The 15,788-nt window shown below is 52.5% G+C and carries 11 protein-coding genes and 1 riboswitch; of the genes, 7 read left to right on the top strand and 4 right to left on the bottom strand.

All coding sequences use genetic code 11. The features are described 5' to 3' along the window. Positions 1-8 precede the first annotated feature (8 nt). The 3 genes from MKZ24_RS02635 to MKZ24_RS02625 all read left to right on the top strand — a co-directional run bounded on the left by MKZ24_RS02635 (position 9) and on the right by MKZ24_RS02625 (position 2,960). Positions 9-731 carry a hypothetical protein gene (locus MKZ24_RS02635; protein ID WP_340781221.1) on the top strand — a complete coding sequence of 241 codons (723 nt, stop codon included), beginning with the start codon at positions 9-11 and terminating at the stop codon, positions 729-731. A gap of 13 nt (positions 732-744) precedes the next feature. Continuing rightward, positions 745-1,839: a toxic anion resistance protein gene (locus MKZ24_RS02630; RefSeq protein WP_039299403.1), complete on the top strand. Its 1,095-nt coding sequence runs from the start codon at positions 745-747 to the stop codon at positions 1,837-1,839. Between the two features lie 332 nt (positions 1,840-2,171). After that, the gene (locus MKZ24_RS02625) at positions 2,172-2,960 is read left to right on the top strand and encodes a formate/nitrite transporter family protein (protein WP_039299406.1); all 789 of its coding nucleotides are present in this window, start codon (positions 2,172-2,174) and stop codon (positions 2,958-2,960) included. A gap of 98 nt (positions 2,961-3,058) precedes the next feature. On the opposite strand, the gene MKZ24_RS02620 is transcribed toward MKZ24_RS02625, so the two are convergent. Then, positions 3,059-3,529, bottom strand: a complete 471-nt coding sequence (locus MKZ24_RS02620; protein ID WP_340781218.1) for a rhodanese-like domain-containing protein — start codon at positions 3,527-3,529, stop codon at positions 3,059-3,061. Between the two features lie 118 nt (positions 3,530-3,647). Between MKZ24_RS02620 and MKZ24_RS02615 the strand changes: the two genes are divergently transcribed. Further along, positions 3,648-4,529 carry a LysR family transcriptional regulator gene (locus MKZ24_RS02615; RefSeq protein WP_340781217.1) on the top strand — a complete coding sequence of 294 codons (882 nt, stop codon included), beginning with the start codon at positions 3,648-3,650 and terminating at the stop codon, positions 4,527-4,529. Positions 4,530-4,657: 128 nt separating this feature from the next. On the opposite strand, the gene MKZ24_RS02610 is transcribed toward MKZ24_RS02615, so the two are convergent. Together MKZ24_RS02610 and MKZ24_RS02605 are read right to left on the bottom strand one after the other, a co-directional pair. After that, positions 4,658-6,982, bottom strand: coding sequence for a TPM domain-containing protein (locus MKZ24_RS02610; RefSeq protein WP_340781215.1), 2,325 nt, complete (start codon positions 6,980-6,982; stop codon positions 4,658-4,660). A gap of 184 nt (positions 6,983-7,166) precedes the next feature. Further along, positions 7,167-7,310, bottom strand: a complete 144-nt coding sequence (locus MKZ24_RS02605; protein ID WP_171720322.1) for a hypothetical protein — start codon at positions 7,308-7,310, stop codon at positions 7,167-7,169. A gap of 347 nt (positions 7,311-7,657) precedes the next feature. Between MKZ24_RS02605 and MKZ24_RS02600 the strand changes: the two genes are divergently transcribed. Further along, positions 7,658-10,798 (top strand): EAL domain-containing protein, encoded by a 3,141-nt coding sequence (locus MKZ24_RS02600; RefSeq protein WP_340781214.1) that lies wholly within the window; start codon positions 7,658-7,660, stop codon positions 10,796-10,798. 90 nt (positions 10,799-10,888) lie between these two features. On the opposite strand, the gene MKZ24_RS02595 is transcribed toward MKZ24_RS02600, so the two are convergent. Further along, on the bottom strand, positions 10,889-11,983 hold the full coding sequence (locus MKZ24_RS02595; RefSeq protein ID WP_340781213.1) for a GGDEF domain-containing protein: 1,095 nt from the start codon (positions 11,981-11,983) through the stop codon (positions 10,889-10,891). Between the two features lie 215 nt (positions 11,984-12,198). Further along, a riboswitch (purine riboswitch) is annotated at positions 12,199-12,298 on the top strand. 122 nt (positions 12,299-12,420) lie between these two features. Between MKZ24_RS02595 and MKZ24_RS02590 the strand changes: the two genes are divergently transcribed. Then, positions 12,421-13,884, top strand: coding sequence for an NAD(P)/FAD-dependent oxidoreductase (locus MKZ24_RS02590; protein WP_042231994.1), 1,464 nt, complete (start codon positions 12,421-12,423; stop codon positions 13,882-13,884). A gap of 433 nt (positions 13,885-14,317) precedes the next feature. After that, on the top strand, positions 14,318-15,433 hold the full coding sequence (locus tag MKZ24_RS02585; protein WP_340781212.1) for an IS110 family transposase: 1,116 nt from the start codon (positions 14,318-14,320) through the stop codon (positions 15,431-15,433). Positions 15,434-15,788 lie beyond the last annotated feature (355 nt).

Genomic DNA, 15,788 nt, shown 5'->3' with positions numbered 1-15,788 from the left:
GAGAAGGAATGCAAGCTAAATTCAAAGTACTGGTATACGCCGGAGCCGGCTATGTTGTGGCTGTATTGACCGGCGGGTTCCTGCCCGAGCTGATCTCGCTGCTGCTTCCGGTTGCCGGGGCCGCCCTTGCGGTGCCGGGCTTCAGGCGCACAAGAGTGAATCTCCCGGTGGAGGTTATTCCCGCCGGGCAAGAGCCGGCAGCGGCACCTGGGCCTTCAGCCGGGGCGCTTCAGTCCTCTGGCAGCGCCGCAGCCGCAGGCCAACTCCCGGCGCCGGGACAGGCTCCTGCGGTCAAAGCGGGGGCTGAGACCCGAGGGGAGATTACCATCGGAGCGGAATTCGCTCCGGTAGTGGAGTATCTTAGCATTCTGGAGGATATGATTATATCTGAAGGGCAGAAGGATACGCTGGACAATGAGATCGTCGAGAAGTCACTGGCGCTGTTCGCCAGACTGCAGCGTGTGATTCCTCTGCTGCAGGAACTCGGCAACGGGGAGATCAACCACACCGTCCGCAGACTGGTGCTGAAGGATCTCAACGGTGTGATCAATCCGTTCCTGAGGCTGGGCGGCGAAGCCAAGACGAGAAACCGGAGAATGCTGTTGAACGGTCTGCGTGATGTCGATACCAAAATATCCGATATTGCGTCTACGATCGAACATAAAGACCTGATGGAACTTCAGACCAAGGCGGAACTGATTCATCAGCGTTACAGCAGTTCCGAACTATAGGAGGAGGAAAACCATGTCCACGCAGTTGATCGAGCTGAGAAAAGAAGATGAACAGAAGGTAGTGGAGGAAGCTTCCCAGTTAATTGAGAAGGTGTCCAAGACCGATACTGTAGCCCTGGATTCCCTGATGGATGATATCGGCAAGCTTGGCGTGAAAACGCAGGAGAAGGCAGGACAAACCCTGAAGCTGCTGGATCGTCCGGTCAATGACCTGATGAGCGGCAAGCGGGTGGAAGTGCCGAATATGATTATGAAGCTGCGCAATGAGTGCGAGACGCTGCAGCAGAGCAAAAATGTCAGCTTTTTCGGCAAAATGCTGCGCAAGAGTCCGCTCAAAAATTATGTCTACAAATATCAGTCTGTCCGCACCAATATTGATGCCATCATTACCGGTCTGCGCGACGGCCGCGATACGCTGGAAGAGAGCATCGTCAACATGCGCCAGCTGAAGCGCACCTCGATGGAGGAGATCTATAACCTGCAGACCAAAATTGCCTTCGGCAACAAGCTGAAGGAGCTGTTCGAGGTAGAAATCGCCAAGCCGGAGAACGAATTCCGCAAGGCGTATCTGGAACGGGGACTGCGCAAGGTAATGGTACGGATTCAGTCCATGACCGAAATGATTCTGCTCTACAATCAGGCAATTGCGGCAACGGATATCATCAATGACAACAATGATAAGCTGATTGATTCCGTAAACAACGCGATTGATAAGACTTCTAATCTGATCACCGTGTCGGCGATGATTGCCATGTCCCTGGCTGATCAGGAGAATGTCATTAACGCTGTGGAAGCCACCAATAAGACGATCGAGGATCAGTTCAAGGAGAATGCACGGTTGCTGCGTACAACTACCGAGAAGACAACAGAACTGCTCTCCAAGCCGTCCATGTCACTCGAAGCTGTGAATCAGGCGATAGGCGATCTGCTCAGTGCCCTGGATACCTCGGAGCAGTCCAACCGGCGGATTATCGAGAGCTGCCAGGATTATACATCCAAAATGACGACCATCAACACCCAGCTGAACAACCGGCTTGGGCTTAATGAGGGCTCGCAGCCGCAGGCATTGAAGCAGGCGGAGAATGGGCTGAGCAGCTTTTTGAACTGATGATTTGATCCGTGGCATTCATAATGCCCCTCTCTCCCACATAAGTTGTCACTAAGGCGACCTGTGGAGAAAGAGGGGATAAGCGGATGATTCTGGGATGCTTGATAGTTGTGCTTATCGTCGTAGCCAGCAGTGAGAAAGCGGAGGCAATTGCCAGGCTGAATGACCCGAATGATGGAGGCCTGTAAAGCAGGCTCGGATGGTGTGCGGCTCCATAAATATTGACGCTCTGTGGTTCAAGCAATTTCCAGCGGTTTATTGGGTATAATAACCCGGAGGCTGTACAGCAGCCTCTACAATCACTGAAAATACGAAGCTAATACGGAGGTCAAATGGAGAACGAGGCACTGCTGCAGGTTGAGAAGCTGGCACTGAAGAAACAGAAGATCTTCCGGCAAAGCATATTGCGGTATATTGCCAGAGCCATGCTCGCCAGCATGTTTATCGGGTTCGGCGTTATCGTAGCGTTTAAGACCGGCAACTTCTTCTATATGGAACAATCGCCGATGACCTATCCGATGGCTGCGATTACGTTCGGCGCAGCCATCATCCTCATTTCCTATGGCGGGGGAGATTTATTTACCGGAGATACCTTCTATTACACCTACGCGGCCTTGAGACGCAAGATGGCATGGACTGAGGTAGTGCGGATGTGGGTAGTGAGCTACATCGGTAATATCCTTGGGGCTACGGCGTTCGCCCTGCTGATTTTTTTGACCGGATTATTCTATGATTCCTCTGTGAACGGGTTTCTGCTGAATGTGGTGGCTCACAAGATGGAAGCCCCGGCGCTGCAGCTGTTCTTCCGGGCTATTCTCTGTAACTGGCTCGTCTGTCTGGCCTTCTTCGTCCCTATGTCGATGAAAAGCGACGGAGCCAAAATGTTCGCCATGGTTCTATTCGTGTTCTGTTTCTTCATCTCCGGGTATGAGCACAGTATTGCCAACATGTGTACCTTCGCGATTGCCCTTGTTCTGGATCACCCCGGCACCATATCATGGGGGGGCGTTGTGCATAATCTCGTACCGGTCACTCTGGGCAATCTCATTGGCGGCGGTGTGCTGATGGGCGTGATGTATTACTATGTGAATAAGCCGTTCCTGGATGAGGAGTCTCATTAAAGCGGCTATATTAATTCAAACCAGCCCCGTTCTTCTGATGAAGGCGGGGCTGGTTTGTTATTGCTCCGGCATGGAGCAGGGATGGCTTAAATTAATGATCAGCCGGAGGACTCACTCTGAGAAGTGGAGTGGAGCATGCTATAGTACAGCGGAGCTTCCTCTTGCAGGGTGCCCTCCAGTCTGCCCCCTTCCTTGCGCCAATACTCGATACCGCCGAGCATCTCCTTGACGAGGTAGCCCTGGGCAGCCAGTCTGGCTGCAGCTTTACTGGCTCCATTGCAGGCGGGGCCCCAGCAATACAGAATTAGAACATCTTCTTTGGGCAGCTCCGGAGAAGTATGGTTTATCCGCCCGGAGGGCAGGGAGAGGGCTCCCGGCAGGTGGGCCTCTTCATATGAACGGGCATCGCGGACATCGACCAGCTGAAAGCCGGTGATCCCTTCACGCAGATCGTAAGCCACATCGGCCACATCGGTCTCGAATGCTGCTTTGGCCGTGAAATAGTGTACCGCATCTGCGGAGGCTGCTGCCGGAGCAGCCAGTACTTGAGATTTCGCCTGAAGTTTCATTGCAGAGTCCTCCTTGGTTAAATGGGTTGGTTTTATTATATAAGAGAACTATAATTGGAGTTATCTATAGTCTGTGATACTAAATATCGAAAATATTGATAATTCAGGAGAACTGTGTATGGAATTAACCTATTTGCGGACCTTTTGTACAGTGGCGGACCACGGAAGTTATACCCGGGCGGCAGAAGTGCTGGGTTACGCACAATCGAGTGTGACGGCGCAGATTGCCAAGCTGGAGGAGCTGTACGGAGCCATTCTGCTGGAGCGTTCGGGCAGGGGGATGATTCCAACCTTCGCCGGCAGCAATCTGCTCCCGTATGCCCGGCAAATGCTGGCGCTGAGTGCAGAAGCTAAAGGGATAATCTCCGGCGGTGATCAGGGAGTGCTGAATATTGGAGCCATTGAGACGTTAGCCGCTTATTATCTGCCTCACCGGCTGCACCGGTACCGGGAGCAGCATCCCGGAATGCAGCTGCGGGTACAGCCCGGTTCTGAAGAAGATATCATCGCCGCAGTCAAAGATAAAACGGCCCATTTCGGTCTGATCTTTGATGTTCCGTATGCGTCGGGGGAACTGGTTACTCTGCCGCTGCGGGAGGAGCAGCTGTATGTGATCACCCATCCGGAGCATCCCATGGCAGCGGAAAGGGCGGTTACCCCGGAGCGTCTGGAGGGGGAACCGCTGGTGCTGACAGAGAGTACCTGCACTTATCGGAAGCAGCTGCTGCATGTGCTCAGGGAATCCGGTATAACTGCGCGTGTAGATATGGAGTTTGGGAATCTCGAGGGGATCAAGCAGGCGGTGAAGCACAGCTGGGGGACGGCCTTTCTGCCGCGGTATGCGGTGGAAGAGGAGCTGCGCACCGGCGCATTAACCGGAATTCCCCTGGCCGGGCAGCTGGATCCGTTCTATATTCAGCTTATCTACCGCAAGGAGCAGCGGCTATCCCCTGTGTTCATGGAGTTCATTGCCCATATGCAGCTGCAGCAGCCTGTATAACACATCTTACATTCTAAGCATCAGCCACCCCCGAGACATATACAGGTTCTTCAGAAAAAGACGGCTTCAGCCAAACCCTGGCTGAAGCCGTCTTAAATATGTCTATACCGCTTCCGGCAATCCGCCGTCTACCACTTGGAGCCGCCGGAAGAATTCCTGCCGGACTTGCCGCCGCCCCAGGAAGAGCCGCCCGACGACCGGCCTCCGCCGCCCCAGGAGGAGCCGCCGGAGGAACGTCCGCCGCCGAATCCGCCCGAGGATGGCGGCCCGGAGGACATCCGCTTGCGGGCCTGTTCTCTGCGCTGCTGTTCCCGCATCATTGCCAGGCGGGCCGCCCGCTCTGCCTCTTCCTTCTGGCGGACAAGCCGGTTCGCTTCTTCCACGAAGATGGAAATCTGCGATGCGTAAGAATGACCTGTACTCTCCAGTTCATCCAGATTGTATGGACGGGCAGACAGGCGCTGCTCCAGCTCGGCATACTCCGGCAGCAGGGACAGCTGGAAGCGGCTCTGTGCAGCAATACCTCTGCTATGCAGCAGACTCTGTGCCGCATCGACCCGGCTCTGTCCTTCCGTGAACAGCCTTCTCAGGCTGTCCAGACGTTCGTACAGAGAGCTCAGACTGCTGTCGATACTGCTGAATTTGCCTTCAGTCTCGTCCTGCAGCGTTAGCAGCCGGTCAAGTCCGCTGCGCGCATTCTCATAATCACCGCGTGCATCGCTGGTCCAGGTCTCAATCTGCGGCACTTCGCCTGCGCCTTGCCGCAGGGCGGCACCAGTCTCCTCAAGCATCTTCTCCAGACTGTCCAGATGCTGGCGGGCGAACTGGTTCCTCGCCTCAGTGAGCTTGCCCTGCAGCTCATTGCGCCGCTGGGTCAAGCTGCCCCATTTGCTGCGCACCGTCTCCAGATCTGCGCGGTTGCTCTGCCGGATCATGGCCTGGCGCTCCGTCATGGCGACGGCTTCAGCCAGCAGCGCGTCAAGCGCGGCGCCGATCCGCCGCACCTCATCCATGTCGCCGCTGCGCAGCGGCGCCTCCAGGGACCCGGCGGCAGCCGAAGCCTGCTCCAGGCTGTCATAGGGCTTAACCTTCATATTGTGCAGGGAGTTCTGCTCAATCAGCCCGGAAATGCGGCTGCGGGAAGCGGCCAGAACCCCGGGGAATGCCTTCAGCTTATCGTCAAAAGCATCTACATCCTGCAGGTCCCGCTCAATTTGCTCCTGGCGCTCCTGCGCCTCTTCAGTAATATCCTGTGCGGCAATCGGGTCAAACAGCTCCAGCTGGTCAGCTTTGGCGGTTTGTGCGGCCAGCGCCTCCAGGTCCTCGGCGATTTCCTGCAGCGGATAGCCGGTCGCTTGGGCCGCTTGCTGCAATTGTCCGTCAAGCTCTGGCGCATCCTGCTTCAATTCAGTGATCTGCTGCTTGACGTTCCGGTCGGCATCGCTGATGACAGCAATATTCTTCTCTTCCTCTTCAAGCGAGGTGCGGAAATTACTTTCCGTCTGCTGAAGCTGTTCTGTTGCAGCTTTGAGGGCGGACAGGCGGTAGAAGGGCGGCAGGGCGCCTTGCCCGCTTGTCTGCTGCAGCGCTGAGATCTCGACCAGCTGCGAGGTCAGGCGCTTCGATATGCCCTCGACCAGTTCTCCGGTCTTGCCCTGCACGATTCCCTGGAAGGGCTGAAGGGATTCGAGGGCGCGATTCGCCCGTACCAGCAGGTCAGACAATAGTTCCTGCTGATTGGCAAGCCCGCTGCGGCGGCGCATTCCTATAATCAGCACGTACAGCAGGAACACCAGTAATGCGGCCCCGGCTACAATAGCGGCGAGTGATATGAAGGATAGTCCGCCCCTGGCGGTTTCGGCCGTGCCCGATCCGCTGCTTCCGGCTGTCCCGCCGCTGCCGCCTGATCCGCCACCCGCAGTACCACCTGTACCACCTCCAGCAGTTCCTCCGGCAGCACTGCCCTGCCCGCTGTCCACAGCCTGAAGCTCCTTAATAACAGCGCTGATTCCTCCGGCGAAATCGCCGTCTCTGGCATAAGGATTGAAGTAAGTCTCCAGCAGCTTAGTGATTGCCGCGCTGCCTGAAGCGCCGCCGAGGTTCTGTGACCAGGCATTGAGTGAGTTCTGCAGCTGCGGATTATCGAAGTTAATCTCCGTTTGCTGGTCTCCGTAAGCGATCAGAAGCAGGATATCCCGGGTCTTCAGCTTCCAGGTATCGTATACCTTATCTGCATAACTGGCTGGGTCCGCGCCGTCTAATGAGTCTATAGTCAGGATATAGAGAGTATAGCGGTCCGTTGCGGCCATCCGGGTGATAGCTTCTGCTTCCTGCGCAGTAAGTAAGCCGGCTTCATCAGTAACAACTCCCTGCTGTACAGGAATATCCGCAGCATAGACGCCGGGGATCCGGAGCAAGGATAATAGTATGACCAAAGCGAAAATTTTTCTCAATTCTGCACACTCCGATCTATGGGCTGTTGTTCGTTATATTATGCTAATCATTATATCATTAAACATTCCGGAGACCTCAGATGCAGCCGTCCCGGAATTAGCCCCCGTGTACCGCAAAAAAAGCCGCATTCCCGTAACGGAAATGCGGCCATATATATTCTTCTATAGTTGTGTGTGGAATTATCTACCGGGTTTGCAGACAGAGGATATACTGCAATCTGGACTTGATCTCTTTTTGCCATTTCATATCTCCGACTTTTACAGCAAGATTGAGCAGATCCAGGTAATCGTCAACCTGTAATGCGGTCCGGGTGGTGGCTGCGTTCATGGGTGTTCAGTCTCCTTTTAACTCAGATATAGTCAAGTAATGAATAATAGATATTCAATAATGATAATCATTATCAACCGTTATTGTTATTATCCACATTTTGCTCCCAAAAAGCAATACAAATATAAAGTTTCTTATTTTAAAATTCCCGTTGAAACAATACCGTCCTTAAAAGGGGCGACAAAGCCGCTTCCGCGAGCTTCTTCGACAATAAATCAACGTTTCTGCAGAATTTGCACATTTTATCAGAACTGAAGCATAACTAGCAGGAACCTTACCATTTTTTGTCGAATACAGCTTCATATAAATGCGTTTAGCCGATTTTTATGGGACAAAGGAGAATTGCGATGAAGCGGTGTAAACTCTTGCTTCTAATTGGCATCGTGCTCATGATTACACCCCCCGCTGCCGCTCACGCCAAAAGACAGGATATTAAGTACCAGGCAGAACTGGAATACCCCCCCTACAAGTACATACAGAACGGATATCTGACAGGTTTTGATATTGATCTGACGAGTATGATTTTTGAGAAAAAGGATTACCTTCTTCTATACAGCACCGGGGAATGGGAAAGTACATACAGCCTGCTGACCGAGGGCATGATCGACACGACCGGACTCATGGCCATAACCGAGGCGAGAAAGCAGGATACCTTGTTCTCCAGACCTGTGCTAAGGAGCTACATTTCCGTCTATTCCCGCCAGGAGCTTAGTGAAGAAGTGAAGCTGAGCACGTTGAAAAATTACAGAATCGGTGTAGGCAAGGAACAGTATTCGGAAACTGTTCTGCAGAATAGTGTGGGAATCCCATCCTCACAATACATAGAATATGCGACCGTACCTGAAGCAGTGGAGGCTCTGCGCAAAGGCGAGATTGATCTGCTGTTCGAGAATCAGGGGGTGGTGGATTATCTGATTGTTGAACAGGGGCTGACGGGAACGATTATCCGCAAAATGAACAATCTTTATCCTCAGGATGTCGCTTATGGCATCAGCAAGACCAAGCCGGAGCTGGTGTCTTATGTGAATGCCAGACTGGAGCGCCTGGAACGCTCCGGGGCATTCGAGGAGCTGTATCAGCAATATTTCTTCGCTCACTCGGATTATCATCAGTCCATGATCCGTAATAGAATCATATCAGGAGTGGCCATAGGGGTTGTCCTGCTGGTATTTGGTTCTGTGCTACTCCGGATCTATATCCGGCGTCTGCGCCGGACGATCCACTCCGAACAGGAATTCTTCGAGGATGTGATCGAGAATACTGGGATGATCATATGGGCGGTTCATGGGGACAAGCGGAGCGTGCGCTTCAATCAATATGCTGAGAAAATGACCGGGCTTTCAGAGAAGGATGTGCTCGGTGTGAGTATCGATGACCTGCCTGGTCTTGAGGGTGGAGCGGCAGTGCTGAGGGATCTCCTTACCAAAGCGGTCTATCTCGATTATGTGACTAATGTGGAGGTGAAGCTTCCGGAGCATTCTCCGGTTGCGCATTATTTCTCCATCCGCACTACCCTGATCAAGGGGATGGATGATCAGGCGGAGGATATATTTGTCCTGGTCGGGCTTGATATCGATGAACGCAAACAGAACGAGCTTAAGCTGCAGCTCAGTTACGAGGAACTGGAATCTACCTATGAGGAGCTTGCGGCAACGGAGGTTGAGCTGCAGGACCAGTTCAACCGGCTGGGAGTCAGTGAACGGCGTTTCCGTCTGGCCTCCGAAGGCTCAGGTGCCTATATGTGGGAGCTCGACTGGGATAGCGGCTTCTACAAGCTCTCGGACCGCTGGTATGAGGTCATGGGCTACTCTGAGGAAGAGATCAACGCCTTCGAAGGCGGCGTGCTCAGCATCATTCATCCGGATGATCAGGAATCTGCACGCAAAGCCAGACAGGAGCATCTTACCGGGCTGACTCCGATCTACGAAACCGAGTACCGGATGAAGACCAAAGATGACGTTTATGTCTGGTTTGAGGTTAGGGGGAAGGCGATTGTGGACCCCAGAGACCAAATCGTACTGTTCCTGGGCTCGCTGATTGATATCAGCAAGCGGAAGCAGGCGGAGTTCAGTCTGAATAACAGCTATCAGGAGCTTGAAGCGACCTATGAGCAGCTTACGGCTACGCAGCAGGAGCTTGTAGGGCAATATGAGATGCTGCTGGAGAATCAGAAGAATATGCATCGCCTGGCTTATGTGGATTCGCTCAGCAATCTGCCGAACCGGATCTGTCTGCTGGAGACGATGGAGAATTATTTCCGCCGGCCGGGGGGGAGAGCGGCGCTGCTGTTCGTAGACACGGACAACTTCAAGTATATTAACGATACGCTAGGACATAAATCCGGCGATGTTCTGATCCGCAAGGCCAGCGAGCGCCTGCAGTCGGTAGTCCGGGAAGGGGACATGCTCTCCCGGCTCGGCGGCGACGAATTTGTAGTGTTTCTCAAAGACATAGAGAGCCGCGTGGATGTGCTGAATTTGGCTGAGGACATTATGCGCTCCTTCCGAAAATCCTTCCTCATCGGCGAGAGCAACCTGTACGTCTCCTGTAGCATCGGGATCTCCTTCTACCCGGAAGACGGGGAGACGACAGAGGAGATTCTGAAGAATGCTGACGTAGCGATGTACCGGGCCAAAGAAGAAGGGAAAAGCACCTATGTGGTTTATGATAAATCGATGCATACGGCATTTAATGAACGGATGAACATTGAGAAGCATCTGCGGAGTGCCATGAACAATAATGAATTTGAGCTGCATTATCAGCCGCAGGTGCAGATTGAGACGGGACTGATCTCGGGATTCGAGGCTTTGATCCGCTGGAACAGTCCGGTGCTCGGTTTTGTCTCCCCGCTCTCCTTCATCAAGATTGCCGAGGATTCCAGACTGATTATTTATATCGGGGAATGGGTGCTGCGGGAAGCCTGCAAATTCATGAACAGCATCCACCAGCTTACCGGAATCTCTTATAAAATATCAGTGAATATCTCCATTATTCAGCTGCTGCAGGATGATTTCGTGGAGATTGTGCTGGATAGTCTGGAAGAGAGCGGTGTTGAGCCGAGCAGTCTGGAGCTGGAGATTACGGAATCCATATTCATGGAATCGTTCGAGAGCACCGTCAGCAAGCTGGAATTCCTGAAGTCGCGCGGCATCCGGATTGCGTTGGATGATTTCGGAACGGGGTATTCCTCCTTAAGCTATCTTCAGCAGCTGCCGATCTCGACACTCAAAATGGACAAAATTTTCATTGATTCCCTTGCGGATAAAGCCTATAGCCAGTCCTTCGTTCAGACGATCATCATTCTTGGCCATAAAATGGGCCTGGATGTTGTGGCCGAGGGCGTGGAGGATGCCAGCCAGCTGGCCTTCCTCAAGGAAGCGAACTGCGACAAGGTTCAGGGCTACCTGATCAGCCGGCCGGTGCCGCAGCGCGAAGTAATTGAACTGCTCGTGCCGCAGAAGCGTTATGAAGTAGATCATCTGAATTAGGGCTATAGATTACATAGTAAAAGCGGGTCCCGGGCATGGATAATATGCCTGTGGACCCGCTTTTTTGAACTAGTAAATGTTTATTCGCAGCTAGAAGATGACGATTTTGTTCTTGCCTGTTTTTTTGGCTTCATACAGGGCATCGTCTGCCTGCTGAAAAGTGGAGCTCTTCGAATCGGTTCCATTATAATCATGCATGCCGATGCTGACAGTAACCGATCTATTCTCCATTTCATTGATTAGCAGGCCGGCAATTCCGGTTAGGATCTTGTCCATAATCCGCACGGAATCCTCCAGCGGCTTGGCGGTCAGAATGATAACGAACTCTTCACCGCCGTACCGGGCTGCGAAGTCATCCGATCCGATATGCTGCAGCATGACTGCAGCTACCTGCTTCAGTACAACATCGCCAACCCAGTGGCCATACTGGTCATTTACTTTTTTGAAGTTGTCGATATCCAGGACCGCCAGCTGCAGGGGAAAAGGGTTGCTCTGCTGATGCTCAATCAGCCAGCCCAGATATTCATGAAAGGTCTTGTGATTGTACAAGTCGGTCAAGGGGTCAATCTTGGACAGCCTGTCCATAATAATATTCTGAATGCGCAGCTCCTGCTCCGATTTCACCGAATTCTCCAGTGACTGCATAAGATCCCGTCCCCGTGCAATGACGCCGAATCCGGCCAGTGAAGTTCCTGCGAAGATAAGGGTGATAATAATGTTCTGGATACGCAGGGTATAGTCATAGGTAGCTGTGTTGAGGAACAGCATAATGATATAGATCAGGCAAATAACCGAGGAAGCCTTCAGATAATTGTCCTTCAGATAGATCATGGATACCAGAAGCGGAAGCAGCATAATGAGCGGCTTCACATGAAACTCCGTGCTCAGATTCATGATTATCAGAATGCCGTACAGATGACTTGTGACAATAATTGAGAACTCGGACATCAGCGGTTTCCATTTATGTACAACCTCGAGAATCAGAAGCAAGACGAGCAGTATGGAGTCGGGGATCACTATGTGGTTAATGAAATATTGCCCGCCGGAGAGCTCAGGCCGGTGGCCCCACATGGATAAGGCAACAAATAGCTGGCTTGCCAGATAAACAAACAGGACCATCCAAAAGGTGTTGAGGAGGACGCGGTTCCAGTACATTTGGCGAGGAGTTGGCGGTGGGATGTGCATAAGATGTTCCTCTTTTCCAGTGGCAATATACTTATATATTCGACAATTATCCCGATTTTCCTCCCTAATCCGATTCTGCGATCATTGTTCGTGTTTTGGTGATTAATACTAGGTATTTATAGCTATTCATGCTGATATAATGATACAAACACGAATTATTAATACGATATATCCTTGACACATTCGCATAATTTCTGTAGAATTCCAATTGGCTCACAATAATGAGCTAAGCTGTTCGTATATCCTCAATGATAAGGTTTGGGGGTTTCTACAGGGAACCGTAAATTCCTGGCTACGAATAGGGTGCATTTTGCATACCTATGAAGAGGTCGGGATTTTTGTGCTGTTTGCGTAAGTGAATTTATATTTATCGCAGAAACAGAGCAGCCCTTATCCACTGAGGGCAGCCGTTTCATCCTGGGAGGAACAGAGAACCTATGAGTAAATATGATGTGATTGTTGTTGGAGCCGGTCCGGCCGGAATATTCGCCTGCTATGAATTGACACTTAAAGCACCGGAGCTGAAGATCCTGCTGGTGGACAAGGGCCATGATATCTACCGCCGGAATTGCCCGATTCTGGAGGAGAAAATCAAGCTCTGCCCTCCGGCTTCGGGCCGTAAGGAATTCGCCGGATGTCTGCCGGCCTGTTCGATTACTGCAGGCTTTGGCGGTGCAGGTGCGTACAGTGACGGCAAATTCAACATCACGACCGAGTTCGGCGGCTGGATGACCGATTATCTGCCTCCTTCCAGGGTGATGGAGCTGATTGAGTATGTTGACGGCATCAACCTGGAGCACGGGGCCACGCCGGTTATTACCGATCCGACTACCGAGAGCATCCGCGGGATTGAGCAGCGGGGGTATGCGGCAGGGCTTAAGCTGCTGCGTGCGCAGGTCCGCCATCTGGGAACAGAACAGAATCTGGAAATCCTGAAATCCATATACGAATATTTGAAGACGCGCATTGATATGCTGTATAAGACTGAGGTAGAAGATATTGTTACCGTCAAGGAGAACGGTGTACATCGCATTACGGGCATTACCTTGAAGAATGGTGAGAGCCATGAAGCAGATCAGGTAATGATTGCTCCGGGACGTGACGGATCTGCCTGGCTGACCGCGGTGCTGAAGAAACGCCGGCTCAAAATGTATAATAATCAGGTGGATGTAGGGGTGCGCGTGGAAACCTCTGATGTGGTGATGCGAGAGATTAACGAACATCTCTATGAGGGGAAATTCATCTTCAATACATCTGTGGGGACACGGGTCCGCACCTTCTGCAGCAATCCTTCAGGACATGTTGTCGTGGAGAATCACAGCGGAGTGATGGCAGCGAACGGACACTCCTACAAGGACCCCGCGTTAGGTTCCAAGAACACCAACTTTGCTCTCCTGGTCTCTCATACCTTCACCGAGCCGTTTGATAAACCGAATGAATATGCCCGGGAAATCTGTAAGCGGGCCAATGATCTGTCCAGCGGCGGTGTGATCGTGCAGAAGTATGGCGATATCCTGCGCGGCCGCCGTTCTACGGAGACACGGATCAAGGAAGGGTTCCTTGAGCCCACGCTGAAGGAAGCGGTGCCTGGTGATCTGGGTCTGGTCCTGCCGTACATCACGATGAAGAGCCTGATTGAGATGGTCGAGGCGCTGGAGAAGGTTACACCGGGTATTGCCTCCGAGCATACGCTGTTCTACGGAGTTGAGGCGAAGTTCTATTCTGCCCGGCCTAAGCTGACAGAGCAATTCGAGACCGAGATCTCCGGGCTCTACTGCGGAGGCGACGGTGCAGGCATTACCCGCGGCCTTGCACAGGCCGGAGCGGCCGGAGTATGGATCGCCCGGGGAATGATGGCTAAGATTAAACAAGAGGGAAACGTACAACCGGCAGTTCTGTAGAACCGCCCAGGTGGATGCCCGAAGGACAGCCTTACACGCAGAAGCTGCGGTGTACACGGCTGTCCTTTTTTTGGGAGGTTATATGTTAGATTCTGAACCTTCCCTGGCTTCCCTAGCCGCCCCACCCACCCACCCACCCACCCACCCACCCACCCACCCACCCACCCACCCGTAGCCAATGCTCCTCGTTTTCAATTGTTTTATCGGTTTGTCGAGTCTGGAGGATATGCGGGAGTGGAAAAAGTTGGAGCTAGTCCGCCTGAAAGATAGGGGGAGCAGAAATAGATGGATTTCCTCCACTTGCTGATGAGCGAAAAGGTGCTGTAAAACCAATAGTTATGATGAACGAAAGGCAGCCCCTGTTCGCACACCTTAGGTTAAAATGGGAGTAAGGACAACCATTTCAGAGCTAAATGCGAAAGGAGCTGTTACTATGAAGAATACCATAAAATACGTAGGTTTGGACGTGTCAAAAGAAAAAATTGCAGTGGCGATTGCAGACGAGGGACGGGACCCCGCACGGTATCACGGAGCGATTGCCCATACGCCAGATGCTGTAGGACGACTCATTCGGAAACTGAAAAGCCCGGAGGTTACTCTTGAAGTCTGCTATGAGGCAGGACCCACCGGGTATGATTTGTATCGCTGGCTGACCAAGATGGGAATTTCCTGCACGGTCATCGCCCCCTCACGTATTCCTCAGCGTTCAGGCGATGCCATTAAAACCGACCGACGGGATGCAGAGCGGCTCGCTCAGCTCCACCGTGCGGGAGAATTGACGGGCATTCATGTACCCACTCCGGAACTCGAGGCTCTTCGGGATCTCATCCGAGCCCGGGAGAATGCTCGGGAAGAACTGCACCGGGCCCGGCAGCACCTCGTTCATTTTCTGTTACGGCACCAGATCCACACCCCGGAAGGGATGAAAAAACGCTGGACGAAACGATACCGGCTGTGGCTCTCTACCTTGACGTTTGAGCATACCGCGCAAGAACGGGTATTCACCGAGATGCAACAACAGTTGCGGGAGGTGGAGGAGCGCATTAAACGGCTAGAGGAGGCCATGCGGAAAGAAGCCGAAATCTGCCCGTACGCCTCTGTGATTCAAGCGCTCCAGGGTCTTCGGGGGATTGCCCTGCTCACGGCCATGACGCTCGTCGTTGAAATCGGGAATTTTGAGCGGTTCCGTTCGCCTGCGCAGCTGATGAGTTACCTGGGACTGGTTCCGCGGGAATCTTCTACAGGACCCAAGACAAGACGGGGCCGCCTGACTAAAACAGGAAATGCCTCCGTAAGGCGTGCTTTGGTGGAATCGGCCTGGAGTTACCGTTACCTTCCGGCGGTCAAAGGCGATTTAGAAAAGCGGTTAGAAGGGCAAAGGGCTCATGTCCAGGAAACGTCATGGAAGGCGCAGGAGAGATTGCACAAAAAATATGTGCAGATGGTCAAACGGGGAAAACACCGAAACTTGGTGATCGCAGCGGTGGGACGGGAATTGGTCGGATTCATTTGGTGTGTTGCGGTAAAGGCAGAAGCAGGAATCGCATAATATAGAACAAGAAAAAGCCTGTCCCCAAAGGATGAATCCTTGGGGCATGGAGACAACGAGAAAGGTTCGAGGAGAATCCACGAAATCCAACTGCACAAAACCCGGATGGGTTTGACGTGCGACAATAGTTTAGGGAAGCTCCTTCGACGTAGGCCTAACATGTGGAACCAACCCACGGATAGCAGTGTGCCAGCCGACGACTCGCATGTTGTCTCCATGCCCAAGGGATTGAAAAAACCTTTGTTAAAAAGGGAAGAAACAGGGGGATTGACAAATTCGTTCATAGCAGTTGGATAAAGAACACTTAAATTATCCGAATTCAGCCAAAGTAGCGAAAACTAACATAAATAGGTGC

Source organism: Paenibacillus sp. FSL R7-0297 (assembly GCF_038009025.1).
In the GTDB taxonomy this organism is placed as follows: domain Bacteria; phylum Bacillota; class Bacilli; order Paenibacillales; family Paenibacillaceae; genus Paenibacillus_AQ.
Note: the sequence above shows the minus strand (reverse complement) of the source record. Positions and strands in the feature narration are given on the sequence as shown.

Excerpts from the sequence above, each read along its gene's own strand:
- MKZ24_RS02600 (WP_340781214.1), top strand. The coding sequence starts at position 7,658 with ATGAAGCGGTGTAAACTCTTGCTTCTAATTGGCATCGTGCTCATGATT.
- MKZ24_RS02625 (WP_039299406.1), top strand. The coding sequence starts at position 2,172 with ATGGAGAACGAGGCACTGCTGCAGGTTGAGAAGCTGGCACTGAAGAAA.
- MKZ24_RS02590 (WP_042231994.1), top strand. The coding sequence starts at position 12,421 with ATGAGTAAATATGATGTGATTGTTGTTGGAGCCGGTCCGGCCGGAATA.
- MKZ24_RS02605 (WP_171720322.1), bottom strand. The coding sequence starts at position 7,310 with ATGAACGCAGCCACCACCCGGACCGCATTACAGGTTGACGATTACCTG.
- MKZ24_RS02620 (WP_340781218.1), bottom strand. The coding sequence starts at position 3,529 with ATGAAACTTCAGGCGAAATCTCAAGTACTGGCTGCTCCGGCAGCAGCC.
- MKZ24_RS02635 (WP_340781221.1), top strand. The coding sequence starts at position 9 with ATGCAAGCTAAATTCAAAGTACTGGTATACGCCGGAGCCGGCTATGTT.
- MKZ24_RS02615 (WP_340781217.1), top strand. The coding sequence starts at position 3,648 with ATGGAATTAACCTATTTGCGGACCTTTTGTACAGTGGCGGACCACGGA.
- MKZ24_RS02595 (WP_340781213.1), bottom strand. The coding sequence starts at position 11,983 with ATGCACATCCCACCGCCAACTCCTCGCCAAATGTACTGGAACCGCGTC.
- MKZ24_RS02630 (WP_039299403.1), top strand. The coding sequence starts at position 745 with ATGTCCACGCAGTTGATCGAGCTGAGAAAAGAAGATGAACAGAAGGTA.
- MKZ24_RS02585 (WP_340781212.1), top strand. The coding sequence starts at position 14,318 with ATGAAGAATACCATAAAATACGTAGGTTTGGACGTGTCAAAAGAAAAA.